This window comes from Streptomyces sp. NPDC036815 (genome assembly GCF_055609205.1).
In genome coordinates this window covers 107,663-122,251 of the sequence record NZ_JBVJPW010000012.1, presented here as the reverse complement: position 1 = coordinate 122,251, position 14,589 = coordinate 107,663, and the positions used below count along the sequence as shown (strand labels likewise).

At 69.4% G+C, this 14,589-nt stretch carries 13 protein-coding genes; 4 read left to right on the top strand and 9 right to left on the bottom strand.

Annotation, left to right across the window (positions count from 1 at the left end; all coding sequences use genetic code 11):
- Positions 1-562: 562 nt before the first annotated feature.
- From ACZ69I_RS24195 to ACZ69I_RS24185, 3 genes are all read left to right on the top strand, one after another.
- The gene (locus tag ACZ69I_RS24195) at positions 563-1,018 is read left to right on the top strand and encodes a CorA family divalent cation transporter (RefSeq protein ID WP_470834663.1); all 456 of its coding nucleotides are present in this window, start codon (positions 563-565) and stop codon (positions 1,016-1,018) included.
- A gap of 184 nt (positions 1,019-1,202) precedes the next feature.
- Complete coding sequence (locus ACZ69I_RS24190) at positions 1,203-2,264, top strand: D-alanyl-D-alanine carboxypeptidase family protein (protein WP_470834505.1); 1,062 nt, start codon at positions 1,203-1,205, stop codon at positions 2,262-2,264.
- 263 nt (positions 2,265-2,527) lie between these two features.
- Positions 2,528-4,231 (top strand): BCCT family transporter, encoded by a 1,704-nt coding sequence (locus ACZ69I_RS24185; RefSeq protein WP_470834504.1) that lies wholly within the window; start codon positions 2,528-2,530, stop codon positions 4,229-4,231.
- Between the two features lie 16 nt (positions 4,232-4,247).
- Here the strand turns inward: ACZ69I_RS24185 and ACZ69I_RS24180 are convergent, their stop codons facing one another.
- Positions 4,248-4,802: a CGNR zinc finger domain-containing protein gene (locus tag ACZ69I_RS24180; protein WP_470834502.1), complete on the bottom strand. Its 555-nt coding sequence runs from the start codon at positions 4,800-4,802 to the stop codon at positions 4,248-4,250.
- A gap of 112 nt (positions 4,803-4,914) precedes the next feature.
- On the opposite strand from ACZ69I_RS24180, the gene ACZ69I_RS24175 reads away from it, so the two are divergent.
- Entirely contained in the window at positions 4,915-5,553 is a 639-nt protein-coding gene (locus ACZ69I_RS24175) for a LysE family translocator (protein ID WP_467678365.1), read from the top strand.
- Positions 5,554-5,564: 11 nt separating this feature from the next.
- Here the strand turns inward: ACZ69I_RS24175 and ACZ69I_RS24170 are convergent, their stop codons facing one another.
- From ACZ69I_RS24170 to ACZ69I_RS24135, 8 genes are all read right to left on the bottom strand, one after another.
- Positions 5,565-6,176 (bottom strand): class I SAM-dependent methyltransferase, encoded by a 612-nt coding sequence (locus ACZ69I_RS24170; RefSeq protein ID WP_470834500.1) that lies wholly within the window; start codon positions 6,174-6,176, stop codon positions 5,565-5,567.
- A gap of 5 nt (positions 6,177-6,181) precedes the next feature.
- Positions 6,182-8,725: a RiPP maturation radical SAM C-methyltransferase gene (locus ACZ69I_RS24165; protein WP_470834499.1), complete on the bottom strand. Its 2,544-nt coding sequence runs from the start codon at positions 8,723-8,725 to the stop codon at positions 6,182-6,184.
- Between the two features lie 12 nt (positions 8,726-8,737).
- Positions 8,738-10,687 (bottom strand): B12-binding domain-containing radical SAM protein, encoded by a 1,950-nt coding sequence (locus tag ACZ69I_RS24160; protein WP_470834497.1) that lies wholly within the window; start codon positions 10,685-10,687, stop codon positions 8,738-8,740.
- 158 nt (positions 10,688-10,845) lie between these two features.
- Positions 10,846-10,995, bottom strand: a complete 150-nt coding sequence (locus ACZ69I_RS24155; protein ID WP_467678357.1) for a hypothetical protein — start codon at positions 10,993-10,995, stop codon at positions 10,846-10,848.
- A 457-nt stretch (positions 10,996-11,452) separates the two neighbouring features.
- Positions 11,453-12,040 (bottom strand): 1,2-dihydroxy-3-keto-5-methylthiopentene dioxygenase, encoded by a 588-nt coding sequence (locus ACZ69I_RS24150; protein ID WP_470834496.1) that lies wholly within the window; start codon positions 12,038-12,040, stop codon positions 11,453-11,455.
- A gap of 10 nt (positions 12,041-12,050) precedes the next feature.
- Positions 12,051-13,094 (bottom strand): HAD-IIIC family phosphatase, encoded by a 1,044-nt coding sequence (locus tag ACZ69I_RS24145; RefSeq protein WP_470834495.1) that lies wholly within the window; start codon positions 13,092-13,094, stop codon positions 12,051-12,053.
- Positions 13,084-14,286: an acyl-CoA dehydrogenase family protein gene (locus ACZ69I_RS24140; RefSeq protein ID WP_470834494.1), complete on the bottom strand. Its 1,203-nt coding sequence runs from the start codon at positions 14,284-14,286 to the stop codon at positions 13,084-13,086. Before ACZ69I_RS24140 ends, ACZ69I_RS24145 begins: the two co-directional genes overlap by 11 nt.
- Positions 14,283-14,537, bottom strand: a complete 255-nt coding sequence (locus ACZ69I_RS24135; RefSeq protein ID WP_467678349.1) for an acyl carrier protein — start codon at positions 14,535-14,537, stop codon at positions 14,283-14,285. The genes ACZ69I_RS24140 and ACZ69I_RS24135 overlap by 4 nt, the downstream gene beginning before the upstream one ends.
- Positions 14,538-14,589: the final 52 nt, after the last annotated feature.

Genomic DNA, 14,589 nt, shown 5'->3' with positions numbered 1-14,589 from the left:
TACACGCCCCACCCTAGGATGCGGCATCCAAGAGGTCGAGCCCCCACCCCTGCGTGGGGGCCTTGGTCTTTGGGCTATCCAGGAGCAGCAGGCCCGGGACCGCTGCTCCGTCGTCGAGGTCAGCGGCCAGGGACAGGTCAGCGGTAACCCAGATTGTGTCAATTGCGGCGGCTCTTGGTGCCTGGCCAAGGGGGACGTGGTGACGAGGCCACGGTCGCGCGCCCGAAGCCGGGCCGTCCTGCGTGCCCTCGATCTAATTCTCCATCGGGCAGAACGGACGGCTCGGCCTGCCCGGGGAGGCCGACGTGGGAACCGGCAGGCTACGCGACGCTGGAACGGGTCCTGTCGACGGCCCGGTAGCGTTCACCGCGCGTCAATGACCGTGCAGGGCCGATACCCAAGCCCTCCCGCCGCGTCGAACTCCGATGCGTGTGGACGTTCTACGGACGCGACCACACACGGCGCACGCGCGTCCAGCAACCGCACCTCGTTACGGGCGACTGCGGCATTCGGCCAACATCCGGATGATGAAGCGTGAAGCCATCCGGTAGACGCTTGGCCACTGACCAACTGCCCTAAGGTCTCGCACTCTGCGACTACCCATCGTGATTGCCTCGCCTCATCAGACGGCCCCAGATACGCTGCAGCCCCGCATCTCCCAGGTGACCGCCTGTGGGGAGAATCTGGGGAGAACGACGGCCGCTGGGGAGCGCGTGGGGAGAACGAACCACGTAGCCACAGATGCAGCCGAAAGCCCCTGAAAGATCGGTTCAGGCAGCTCAGAGAGCAACCTGACTCCATCACTGCAGTTCAGAGCGGCGGGGCAGACAACTTCAAGAAGATCTCGTCGTGGGCAGCCATCCTCTTCGCCCCCACCCTGGTCGGCACGATCTACGGCATGAATTTCGAGACGATGCCCGAGCTGAAGTGGGCAGCGGGGTACCCCTTCGCGATCCTGCTGATGGCAGCGGTCTGCGTGAGCCTGTACTTCATCTTCAAGCGGCGGGACTGGCTGTAGCAGGGAGCCGCGCCGCGTAGCTCGATCCGTGCGTCGCGCGTGCACCGCGCGAGCCAGCGCCCCCCACCCCTGTTACCCGCCTATGACAAAGCGATCTTGAAATGGCCGTCATCGTCCAAGTAGGTTCACTACGCACCGATTTTCCCCCATCAGCCGGCGTCCGCGCCGGGAGAAGAGATGCCTCATGGGTTCCCACGCCCGCCCCAACCGGCTGCACCGGACCGGGGCCCGGATCGCGACCGTCGCGCTGTTCGGGGCCGTGCTGCCGATCACCGCTGGTGGTCTCGCCGAAGCGGCCACCCCCAGTGCCACGCACTCCGTCGACGAAAGTGAGCGGACAAGTGGCGAGGCCACCGGATCCGCTGGGTCCGCCACCAGGTCCGCCGGGTCCGCCGAGCAGAGGCAAGGGCAGGGGCAGGAGCAGGGGCAGGAGCAGGGCGCGCCCCGCGCCGCGACCCAGGACGCCCCCGTCATCAAGGCCGATCACGCCTTCCTGCTGGACGCCCGCGACGGCAGTCAGGAGCGGGAGATGTGGGCCGGGGCCAAGGCCGACGAGAGCGTGTCGATGGCCAGTACGACCAAGATCATGACCGCTCTGATCGCGCTCCAGCACCCGGAGGATCTGGACCGGCAGGTCACGGTGAAGCAGGAGTACCGGGACTACGTCGCGAAGACCGGTTCCAGTACGGCCGACCTCCAGACCGGGGACAAGCTGACCGTCAGGCAGTTGCTGCACGCCATGCTGCTGCCGTCGGGGGCGGACGCCGCGATGGCGCTGGCCGACACCTTCGGGGCCGGGGACACCACGGACGCGCGGATCGCCGATTTCGAGAACCGGATGAACGCCGAGGCGCAGCAACTCGGCCTGACCGGCACGCACTTCGACTCCTTCGACGGCATCTCGAACGGCGACAACCGCAGCACCGCCCGCGATCTGGCCAAGCTCGGCCAACGCGCCATGCTGAAGCCGGTGTTCGCCGACGTCGTGAAGAAGAAGCAGTTCAAGACCGAGGCTCCCGCCGCCAACGGCCGCACCCGGTACTACACCTGGAACAACACCAACGTGCTCCTGAGCACCTATGACGGCGCCCTCGGCATCAAGACCGGCAGCGGCGCCGAGGCCGGGTACGCCGTCGTCTTCGCCGCCCGGCGGGACAACCGCACCCTGGTCGGCGCGATCGTCGGGGCCGACAAGGGCCGCTTCGACGACGCCACCAAGATGCTCGACTGGGGCTTCGCCCACTGACCTGACGGGTTCGGGCAAGGCGCAGCCGCCGCTGGTGTTCCGGCATGAACGCGGTCGCTGCGCCACCGGACATTGTCCGGAATTTGACGAAAACGCCCTTCGGATAGCACCCTTCCCTGCTGACCTGCGTACCGAGCGGTCCGGCCGCCACCCGGCCTCACGTGCGCGCGTGCGCCCCCCGCACCGCGACGTGTCGTGCCGTGCCGTGCCGTGCCACATCGCGCCGTGCCCTCGCGTGCGAATCCCCCTCAGCAAGGAACCTCATGTCGACTTCCCCTGCCCGTCCCGTCGCGCCCGCCGACGACGAGCCCGCCGCGGACGACGACGAAGGCGGCCATACGGACACAGGCCATACGGACGCAGGCCACAGGCACGCAGCGGGCCATACGGACACAGGCCACAGGGACGCGGCGGGCCATACCGCGCCCGCCGCGACGCCCGACGGCCGCGGGCGCACCGACGTACCGGTCCTTGCCGTCAGCGGCGGGCTGCTCACCGCGTTCGTCCTGGCCGCGCTGATCGCGCCCACCGCCACGGGCGACGCCGTGAACGCCGTCTTCACCTGCGTCGCGCGGTGGTTCGGCCCGCTGTGGCAGGTGCTGCTGCTCGCGACGTTCGGCGTCGCGCTGTGGCTGGGCTTCTCCCGGTACGGGAAGGTGCGGCTCGGGGGCGCCGGGGCGCGCCCGGAGTACGGCAGGTTCCAGTGGATCGCGATGATCATGTCGACGCTGCTCGCGGGCGGCGGTGTCTTCTTCGCGGCGGGCGAACCCGTGGAGCACTACGTCAACACTCCCCCCTTCTACGACGGCGTCAAGAGCGGCACCCAGGAGGCGGCCGACGCCGCGCTCTCCCAGAGCTTCGCGCACTGGGGCTTCCTCGCCTGGGCCGTCCTCGGCACGCTCGCCTCGATCGTGATGATCCGGGGCCAGGAGCGCGGCATGCCGCTGCGCCCGCGCACCCTGCTCCATCCGTTCCTCGGCGAGCGCATCCGGCACTCCCGCCTCGGGGCCGCCGTCGACATCGTCTGCGTCATCGCCGTGGTGGCCGGTACCGTCGGCCCGATCGGCTTCCTCGGCCTCCAGGTGTCGTACGGGCTCTCCGAGGTGTTCGGCATCTCCGGCGGCTACCCCGTACAGCTCGGCGTCATCGTCCTGCTGACCGTCGTCGCCGTCCTGTCCGTCGCCAGCGGCGTCGACCGCGGCATCCAGTTCTTCAGCAAGGCCAACATCTGGCTCGCGGTCGCCCTGATGGCCGTCTTCCTGGTCCTCGGCTCCCTCGGCTTCGTGCTCGACTCGTTCCTGGGCGGCTTCGGCCAGTACGTGCGGGACTTCGTGCCGCTGGCCCTCAACCGGGGCGACCACGCGTGGCTCGGCTCCTGGACGGTCTTCTTCTTCGGCTGGTTCCTCGGCTACGGGCCCCTGATGTCCATCTTCGTGGCCCGCATCTCCAGGGGCCGCACGCTGCGCGACCTCGTGGTCTCCACCGCGATCATTCCTCCGCTGGCCACCATGTTCTGGTTCACGGTGTTCGGCGGCACCGGCATCTTCCTGGAGCAGCGCGACCCCGGCGCGATCTCGGGTCCCCTGAAGTCGGTCGGCATGGACGCCGCCGTCATTTCCATGGCACAGCGGCTCCCCATGGGCGCGGTGGTCGCGGTCGCGCTGCTGCTGCTGACGATCACGTTCGTGGTGACGACCACCGATTCGATGTCGTACAGCATCGCCTCCGCGGGCACGAAGGCCGGTGAACCGACGCGTGCGGTACGGGCGTTCTGGGCCCTGTTGATGGGCGCGGCGGCGGCGGTGCTGATCCTGGTCGGCGACGGGGGCATCACCGCGCTGCAGTCGTTCATCGTGGTCACGGCGGTACCGGTGGGCTTCATCATGTTGCCGACGCTGTGGACGGCGCCCCGGGTGGCGCGGGAGATGGCGCTCGAGCAGGGGGTCGTCCCGCCGGACCGGGGGTGAGCTGCCCACCGGCCGCTCAGTCGGCGGCAGCCGCCCTGCGGCTCCGGAAGGCCGCCACACGAGCCCGGTTCTGGCAGGTCACCGAGCAGAAGCGGCGTCGGCCGCCGGGTGACTGGTCGATGTAGACGTCGGCGCAGCGGCCACCGGTGCAGATGCCGATCCGGGCGAACCCGTGGTCGGCGAGGTACTGGCGCAGGGTGACCGCCGCCGCCGCGAGCAGGGCGTGATCGACGTCGTCGACGCTCCACGCGGCGCGCAGCACGCCGGTGTCCGCCCCGCGTGCCACGACGGGGCGGACACCGCTGTCGGACAACAGGCGCGTCAGGACCCGCGCGCACGCCCCGGCGTCCCCGGCGGAGAAGACCTCGTGGAGGCGGTCCGCCGCGCGGGCGAAGGCCTCCGGGGTCAGCGCGGCGCTCACGCGCCCAGGCAGGCCGAGGCGCGCCGCGACGTCGGCGACCGGCCAGTGAGGGGCGTCCCCCCGGCCGTCCTCCTGGCGCGGCAGCGTCCCCCAGCCGTTGACGAGCTCCGTCACCGTCTCGACGGGGACTGCGGTGAGAGTGACTGCCATACATCCCAGCGTAACGCGCTGGTAGCCGTCATTGCGTTGCAGCGGCCCCGCCATACGGGTAACGTACTGCAACAGCTCTACGCGTTACATCGTCCGAACGCAGGGGGTTGGCATGCTGGACCTCGCTCTTCTGCCGGCCTACCTGGCAGCGGCCGCGATCATCACCGTGGCTCCGGGGCCCGACGCCGCGTACATCGTGGCCGTGGCCCTGCAACGCGGCCCGCGAGCCGGTCTGCTCTCCGCCATGGGAATGGCCCTGGGCATGGTCGTGCACGTGACGGCCGCCGCGCTCGGTCTCGCGGTCCTGCTGCGCTCGACGCCCGCCGCGCTGAACCTCGTGGAACTGATCGGCGGCCTCTACCTCGGCTGGCTCGCGGTGACCACGATCCGTTCGGCCCGGGAAGCGCCGACGACGGCGCCCGAGACGCCGCCCGAGCGCGAGGTCCTGCGCCGGGCCGTCCTCACCAACCTGCTCAACCCGAAGATCGTGCTGTTCTTCGCCGCTTTCCTGCCACGCTTCACCAGCCCCGAACACGGCCCGCTCTGGCTGCAGTTGCTCGCCCTGGGCCTCATCTTCCTGGTGATGGGCCTCGCCTGGGACAGCACGATAGGGCTGTTCGCCGGCCGGCTGGGCCAGGGGCTGGTGCGGGGGCGCCGCACGGCCGTCACGGTGAACCTGGCCGCGGGAATCACGTTCGCCGCGCTGGCGGCGCTCCTCCTCGAGGACGTGGTGAGTGCCGCCGTGGGGTGACCCCGGGTGCCCTACCCCCTCCTGCGCAGCACGGCATACCGGGCCGCCCAGTCCGTGACGCCCGGCCGTCGGCCGAAATCGGCGATGCGGAGGTCCAGCACGGTGAACCACGTGTGCACGGCGGCTCGGAAGGTCTCCTCCGTGGTCCAGGACGGCCCGTTGGACTGGTTCAGGGCGTCCTCTTCGCCGAGTGCGGCGGCCCCGACGTGTATCCACAGTCCGCCGGGCAGGCATATCCGGGCCATCGACTCGGCGAACGTCCGGCGTTCGCGGTCGGTGGGGTAGGTGTGCAGGACACCGCGGTCCAGGACCACCGGGAACGGGTCCAGGGACGCGTGGACGGTGACGTCGAGGACCTCGTACCGCACGGGCGAACCCGCCGGTGTGCGGCGCCGGGCCTCTTCGATCGCCCGGGCGGAGAAGTCGCAGGCCGTCACGGTGTAACCGCGGGCGGCGAGCCATCGGGCGGTGGTGCCGAGTCCGCAGCCGACATCCATGACGGGGGCCGGGGGCGGGGCGTGCTCGGCGAGGAGTTCGCCGAGCACGGGTGGCGGCTCCTCGTCCCAGCCGGGGGTCGTGGAGTCATACGTACGGTCCCACTCCGCGGCGTTGAGGGAACGCATCGCCGTCATCCCACGACCGGCCAGCGAGTGATGCGGGAGGGCAGCCACCACAGGAGCGAGCCGACCCGGTGGACCAGGCCCGACTTCGTGAACGCGTCTGTTTCCCGTTGCCGGAAGTCCGCGGCGGGGGCGCCGTCCAGGAGGGACGCCAGCTTTCCCCTGTGCACCTTGCGCATGATGACGCGCCGCTGCTTCCCGTGGCGCAAGTCGGTGACCTCGACGAAGCCCGTGCCGCGCCGGTACCCGCACTTGTTCATGTGGAACGTGGCGCGCCACAGGTCGAGGACCGCCTCGCCGTCGGGGCCGGCCAGCGAGCGCGGAGGATACAGGTGGCTGAACAGCCGCCAGTGCGCGATCTCGGCGCCGAGGTCCAGGTCCCAGTCGACGGAGAGGCCGTGGCCCGTCGCCTCCCGCACATGTGTGAGGCCTCGGACCGCCCGCCGGTCGCCGCCGAGGTCGTCGTCGCCGAGGATCACGGGGCCGGGGAGGGCCACGTGCCGGGTGCCTCCCGCGATCAGGTCCGAGACGGTTCGTACCGCGGTGTCCTCGTGCTGGACCTCACCGATGTATACGCCGTCCTTCGCGCGCGTCTCTTCGTCGCGCTCCCGCCAGCATCGCAGCGCCGTCGACGCGCTCTCTCGCGGCGCTCGGCCCGTCGACCCGTCGAGCAGGGCGGGCACCAGCGCCGGACTGGCGTCGTGGGTGACCCAGCGCATGAGGTCCTGGTTGGCGGCGTACGGGACGACGTGCACGCTCTGGCCGCCGTCCTCGAAGAGCAGCCCGAGCGTGCGCCAGCGGGAGAGCAGGGCCGATACGTCCTCGGCGGTCACGTCGTGGCCGCCCGCCCGGAGCTTGGTCAGCAGTACGGCGGCCGTGCACGGCTGTTCCAGGAGACGGAAGGCGGCCGTCTCCCACGGGGCATCGATGCTCAGGGTCCGCCAGTCGAAGCCGGGGCGGGTGTTGGTGAGGACGATGGAGTCCGTCAGGTCGCACTGGGTCAGCCGCCCTCGCGGGAACTCGTGACGCCAGGTCTCGACGGCCTTGTCCAGCCGCTCCGCCTGCGTACGGGAAATTCCCTGGTGCGCCGCGTCGAAGACGTAGGCCATGTCGCGGAGTTCGGACTCCGGGAGGTCGTAGATCACCGCGTAGTGTGCGGCGGGCCGCAGGTCGCCGAATCCGAGTTCCGGGCGGTTGAAATAGGGGCTGAAGCGTTCGATGGCTATGCGGGTGACGCCGTTCGGCGGAGCGAGGTGGTGGATGGCCGGGAACTGGTCGATCACCGATTCGTAGTCGTCTTCGGTCTCGGCCGGGAAACCGAAGAGGTAGTTCCATACGACACCGAGACTCACCGACTCCGCGTCGCGCAGCATGCGCACGTTCTGGCAGCCGGTCACGCCTTTGTCCATCAGTTTCAGCACACGACCGTTGAGGCTTTCGATTCCCGGCTGTACGTAGTGGATGCCGGCGGCGACGAGGGAGGCGAGTTGTTCGCGTCGCATGTTGGACTTGATCTCATAGCTGATGCGCAGGTCGCATGCGGCCTCCGCGAGCCTCGGGACCATCGACCGCAGGTAGTTCATGTCGAGGATGTTGTCGGCCACGGCGACATTGAGGACCTGGTAGCGCTCCGTCATCGCGAGGAGTTCCTCGACGAACCGGTCCGGGCTCTTGCTGCGGAACTCCATGAAGGAACCGTTGAGCCCGCAGAAGGTGCAGTGGTGCTTCTGGCCCCACCAGCAGCCGCGCGAGCTCTCCGCCACGAGGTGGGGCTCGGCCATGGCTCCGGCGCGGGAGGCGGCGTGCTGCTCGAAGTAGTCCGTGTAGTCCGGTGTCACCAGGGCCGACGCCGGCAGCGGGGCCGCGCTCATGGCATTGGCATGCGAAGTCCCGTCCGCGTCGCGCCAGCAGAGTCCGGGGACGTCCGCGGGGCTCGACGCGTCGCGAAGGCAGGCTAGAAGTCGTGTGAACGACACCTCGCCCTCACCGCGATTGACGTAGTCGACGAACGGGAAGTTCCGGTGGAGCGCGGCCCCCATCGGGCCGTCGCAGTTTCCGCCGCCCAGCACCACACACACTTCGGGTGCCATCTTCTTGATGAGCCTGGCCGCGGCGAGCACGGCGCTGTTCTGTGCGAAGGTCGTCGAAAAGCCGACCACGTCGGGCCGGTCGGCGAGTAGGCGGCGGACGAGGGATTCGATGTACTCGGGGGCGAGCGCGTGCAGTTGCCGCCCCTTGTTGAGCATGTCCCCCGGCACGGAATCCGCGACCAGGTCCGCGAACGCGGAGGTGCGCCAGTGCGGATCGCCGTACAGGGCGGAGGAGAAGATCCACTCGCTGTAGCCGGTGAAGTAGGAGTCCCAGCAGAAGTTGTACTCGTCGCGCGTCAGGCCCGCCCGTGCGGTGATCCAGTCGAGGTAGTCCAGGTTGGCGTTCACGACGTCGACGCGGCTGTCCGGGAACTCGTCCGTGACGCGACGCTTGAGGATTCCCAGGGCCAGGGACGGGAAGTCGATCGAGGCCCAGGGCATATTGACCAGGGTGATGTGCACCGTGTGACTCCTTCAGCGTGACGGACGGCTTGCCGGGAGCGGTTCGTCGCAGACGACACCGGCATCCGCGGCGGCGAGTTTGCCGAGCAGGGTCCGGCCGTGGGCACTGGTCGCGGCCAACGGCCCACCCGGCTCGGCGCTTCGGGTCACATGGTTCGTCGGCAGTGAGTACACCTGTTCCCGTACCGGGTCGGCCAGCAGGAAGGACCCGCCGCCCGGACCGCGCGGGGCGAACCGTGCCGGGGCGCAGCGGAGCCATGGATGCGGGCGCAGCACGATGCGCTCCGCCGGGGATGACGCGGCGGCCTCGGTCGGGACGGCGGGACCGGCCGCGGCGATGCGGCGCATGCCGTACTTCAGCCGCTTCAGCATGTCGGGACGCCCGGGTCCGCCGACGACGGTGTGCCGTCTGCCCACCCTGCCGCCCAGGTAGTTGAGTTCGCGGTTGTCGGCGAACGCGTCGGAGCTGTCGAGGGCCACGCCGAAGCTCTGCGGGTCGGACACCAGGCGGGTTCCCGGCTCGGCCACCATGAGTTCGAAAGCGTCTATGGCGAACTTCTCGCGGTTGCGTTCGAGGAAGCGGAGTGATTCCCCGGCCTCCTCGTCGGTCTCGTCCAGGAGGCCGCCCATGACCGACAGGTTGACCTTGATGTCCGCCGCCGCGAGGTTGTCGAGGATGACTTGGAAGTCCGCCGCACGGACACCCTTGTCCAGTCGGTCGAGCAGGCGCTGGGTGACGCCCTCGTACCCGACGGCCATTCCCTCGCAGCCGAGTTCGGCCAGTTCCTCGCAGAAGGCGGGGTCGAGGAGGATCGGTTCCAGTCGGTTGCGGGTGTTGAAGCGGACGTCGAGACCGCTCTCGCGCACGAGTCGCATGGTGCGGGCGAGCAGGCGCAGGTTGGTGTTCTCGTCGACCACGGTGACGAAGTTGATTCCGGTGCTCTCCACGATCCGGCGCACCACGTCGGCGAGTTGTCTCGGCGAGCCCTGTTGGTAGGCCCCGCGTGCGAGAGACCGGTTCCCGTAGGAACAGAAGACGCAGCGTGCCCAGTAGCAGCCCACGCACGACACCATGGAGAGGACGACGGTGTCATTGAGATAGGAACGCACCTTCAAACCGCCGTAGTCGGGCGCTCCCGTGTCCGCGAAGCGGAGAGTGGGCTGTCGGCTGGGGGCTGTCGCGCCTTCGGGGTTCAGCCACCTCATTCCCGGCACGTCGGAGCGCGGCGCCTTCGCGGCGAGATGGGCCAGCCAGCGCTCCAAGGGCTCTTCACCCGCCGTGACGCAGAGCGCGTCCACCGTCGTACGGACCGACGTGAGCGCCGCCAACTCGCCGTGACGCAGCATGACTTGCTGACCGCCGAGGCAAATCGGCATGTCCGGATGGCGCAGCCGGATCCACCGGGCCAGCAGGAGGGCCGGAGCCAACTGACTGAAGAAGGGAACGGATATCCCGACCGCACGCGGCACGGACTCGTCGAGGGCCTCCGTCAGCAGACCGTGCAGATTCCGGGTCGCGAAGTCGAGCGAATCGACCTGCGTCGCGGACAGCCGGAGTACCGCTCGGTCGAGCGATGCGAAGTCCTCCCACACGTGTGCCAATTCCGATTCACGCAGCATCAGTTGGGCGGCCTGGCGGGCCAGTCGGACCGCGCGTACGGGACCGAGGCGGGGCGCCGGATTCTTCGTCAGGACGAAGTCACGTATCTCGTCGAGATGCTGCACGGCAACGTCCGCCACCGCGGCTCGGTACCAGGTGGGCAAGTCCTGCGCCTCGACGAGGGAGTGGGCCCGCCGCGTGAGCGCGGGGCCGTCCAGAAGCCGATGGACCAGTTCGATGCTCAGGTCGACCTGATGCGCGCTGTAGCCGGACCGGCGGACGTGCCCGGCGAGATAGGGCAGACTCAGATACGGAAAGAGAGTCGCCTCCGTCAGTGGCGGAAAGAGCAGCAAGAGATCCATGCCATCCCCGTCCTGGTCCGGACGGTGGAGCCGGCCGGGTGCGCGAAATGCTGGAAGCTGGAAATCGCTGTCGGCCGGCACCGCGGTCTCGCGACCGTCGGGCACCAGGTGCCCGGCGCGAGACCGCGGTGGCTCGTCGAGCGATGCGGTCGGGCCGGTCAGCCCGCCGGTGCGTCCGAGGAACGGTCCGCGTTCCTGGCGATGTAGTTGTAGGCCGTGGAAGAACCGCTGACCTGCAGCTCATCCATCTCGAGTACCTCTAGTTCACCGAGATCGCTGTCGACCTCGGTGCTCAGCTGGATGTCCATGGAACCTCCATACGCGAGTGGTACGTGAAACTGGAGTGCGTTTCTGGGGATTCGGCCCTCGAACAGGCTCGCTGTCACGTTTCGCCAAGGTCAAGTCCACTATCGAGCCATGGCCGTTCGACCGGCGACCGCGGTGGACGGCGGCCGTCGGGCCCGGATCCCGCCTCGGTTTTCGGCCAGCCTGATGGGCGCCGCGCCGGGTGACGTTGGGTGACGTAAAGAGCGTGCGGATACCACCGCTGAGCACAGGTCGGCCTGCTCGTCGTGGCGTGTCCTCGCCCACTTAACGTCACGGTGGCGACGGCTTCCCGCTTCTCCACAGTTCTCGACGAGGTATACAACAACTTTCAACAGGGTCGAAATCGGCTGTCGCTCCGCCCGGTTCGGTGCATGGGACGCTCGGTGAAGAAGGGTGGCCTGCGCACCGGCCCCCCAGTTCCGTGTCCGGTTCTGTGCATCAGGCGGCCGTGCGTGCCGCCATGAGCCCGTCGAAATCGGGGAACTTCAGAGCGATGTCGCTGCCGGTGAAATTGCCGATCCAGCCGCTTTCGTCGTGGAAGAAGCGGATGACGGTGAACGAGGGCGCTGCCCCCATGTCGAACCAGTGCTTCGTCCCACGCGGCACCCCCAGCAGGTCCCCGGCCTCGCACAGCACGGCATGCACTTCACTGCCGACGTGCAGATAGAAGGCCCCGGCCCCCGCGACGAAGAACCGCACCTCGTCGTCGTCATCGTGCGTGTGCTCGCTGAGGAACTTCTTGCGCTCGGCCTTGGCGGTCAGCCGCCAGCCGAGGTCCTTCCGCGGCCGCAGGCCCACGACGTCGATGGTGGCGAAGCCTTCGGCGGCGGCCAGGCCATCCACGGCGTCCCGGTACGCGCTCAACACGGCTGCGGGGTCCGGGTCTTCGGGCAGGCCGTCGCGCAGCGGCCACTGTTCGTAGCGCACCCCCGCGGGCGCCAGCGCAGCAGCGATCTCAGTGGGATCGGCCGTGTGGCGTACGGGGTCGGCGGGACCGGAATCAGGCCACGTGATCAGCAGGGTCATGGCGGGCTCCTCAGCTCTCGTCCGATGCGCCGGGCAGCGACAGGGCCAGGTAGTCGGGATAGGTGTGCGGCAGGCCGGACGCCATTTCCAGCACTGTTGCGGGACCGTCGACGGAGGTCTTCTTGAAGCCCGCCAGGCGGTAGACCGTGTACATCGACTTGTTGACGTCGGTGGGCTTGAAGTCCGCCGTCAGGCGCACCTGTTCGGCCTCGGCCGACTGCGCCAGGTAGCGCAGAATGGCGCCCCCGACGTTGCGGCCCATCACCCGGCAGGACATCAGGAACAGCCGGATCCGCCACTCCTCCGCCGTCTTGCCGACCAGGGTGAGGCCGATGGTGCCGTACGTCCCGAAGCGGTCCGTCAGTCGGGCGACCAGGAGCGTCTGGTCGGGCCGGTCCATCAGTTCGCGCAGTTCCGCCTTGGAGAAGGTCAGACCGGTGGTGTTGAGCTGGTGCGTGCGCTCGGTGAGTTCCGCGGCGCGTTCCAGGTCCTCGGGGGTGGCCACCGCGACCGTGAGGCGCATCCGCAGCGACCTGAGGAACTCCACCTGCGGCCCGGCGAACGACTTCTCGTATTCGTTGCGCTCCTCCGCCTGCAGATACAGCGTGCGGCGGGCGCGCCCGTCCTCGGTCACCGGCCGGGTCAGCTCCGGGCGGCCGAGCAGGTCCGCGGTCTCGGCGGCGTCCACGCACCGCACCTGCGGGTGCACGAACTCGACCTCGGCCCGCTCGAAGGCGGAGTCGTCCACGAACATCAGCGTGTCGAGGCCGATGTTGAGGCTCTTCGCGATGCTCTCGACCAGGCTGGACTTCGGCTGCCACGACACGTGCGGGACGAGGAAGTAGTGGCGGATACCCAGTCGTTCGAGTTCGGCGAGGGCGGCCTTCTCGTCGTTCTTGCTGGCGACCGACTGCAGGATGCCGCGCTGGTCGAGCGTGTCGATCAGCTCACGGACACCGGGGCGCAGCTTCACCCCCGAGCCCTCGGACAGCACGCCCTCCCACACGGTGTCATCCAGGTCCCAGACGACACACTTGACCAGCTCACTCGGCACAGTCGGCTCCTGCTTCGAACGGATATTGCGGGTGGCGCCTGCGGACGCGGAACCGCTGGAGGCTCTCCTCGGCCAGCAGGTCCTGCAGCAGTTGCGTGCTTCCCTCGATGATCTGCATGACCCGTGCGTCCCGCACCCAGCGGTCCACCGGGCTCCCCTCCACCAGGCCCGCCGCGCCGTGCAGTTGGGCCGCGGCGGCCGACGCCCTGTCCGCCGCGCGGGAGGCGGCCAGCTTGGCGGTGAGCACATGGTGGTTCAGCCAGTCGTCCTGGGTGTCCATGGCCCGCGCCGCCTGCTCGCACAGCAGCCGCGCCGCCTCGGTGTCGAGGACGGCGTCGCTGATCAGACCGCGGACGAGCTGGAGGTCGATCAACCGCCCGCCGAACTGCTTACGGCTGCTGGTGTGGCCGAGGATCGCGTCGCAGCACGCCTCGGCGATCCCGAGCGAGCCGTACGCGACACAGAGGCGCCCCAACGTCAGTGCGCTGCCCGCGACTTGTGAGACGCCGAAGCCGGGACGGCCCACCATGCGCTCTGCGGGGACTCGGCAGCCCGCCAGGTGCAGGTCGGCCAGCATGGCGCTGCGGAAGCCACTGGTGGGGCGGCTGGGGACCACCGTGACGCCCGGGTCGTCCCGCTGGACGAGGAAGGCCACGCTGCGCTCGCCGTGCTTGGCGATGACCAGGAAACAGTCGGCGAGCTGCCCGAAGGACAGCCAGCGCTTCGTGCCGTCCAGGCGCCACACGGTGCCCGCGTCCGCGCCCGCCGGGCCGCCGCCCTCCGGAGCCTCTTCCGGCGTCGCCGTCGTCCCGACGGCCTGGGCGTCGCTGCCCGCGCCGTCCTCGGTGAGGCCGAACGCCCCGATGAGTTCACCGGAGGCGAGGCGCGGCAGCAACCGCTGCCGGGTGGCCTCGGACGCCCAACGGCTCAGGCTCGCGCACACCATGCCGTGTACGGTCAGCAGGCTCTGCAGCGACGCCGAGGTGCGGGCCACCGCCCGGCTCAGCTCGCCGTACCCCCGGTGGCCCAGTGGCCGCCCCCCGTACTCCGCGGGCACCATCGCGCCCAGTGCGCCGGACCGGACGAGCTCCGCGACGACGTGCGCGGGCACCGCCTTCGCCGCCTCGATCTCGTCGGCCAACGGCAGCAGCAGTCGCCCCAGCTCGGCCGCGGCCGGTGGCGGCTGGCTCATGCCTGCTTCTCCTGCACGAACCGCACGATGCTGTCCAGGGTGTCGAAGTTCTCGATCTCCAGGTCGTCGTCGTCGATGCCGACGCCGAACTCCTTCTCGAGGTGGGCGACGAGCGCCACGGTCGCCAGCGAGCTGAGCACGCCGCCGGTGATCAGCTGGATGCCTTCCAGCTCGGTGGGGTCGTCCACGTACCGCGACAGGAAGTCGAGAACACGGGATCGGACGGCTGCGTCCTCGTAGACGGCGGTCACTGCAACATCACACTCCAACTCACACGATCACAACAGGGCGGTGGCGATGGCG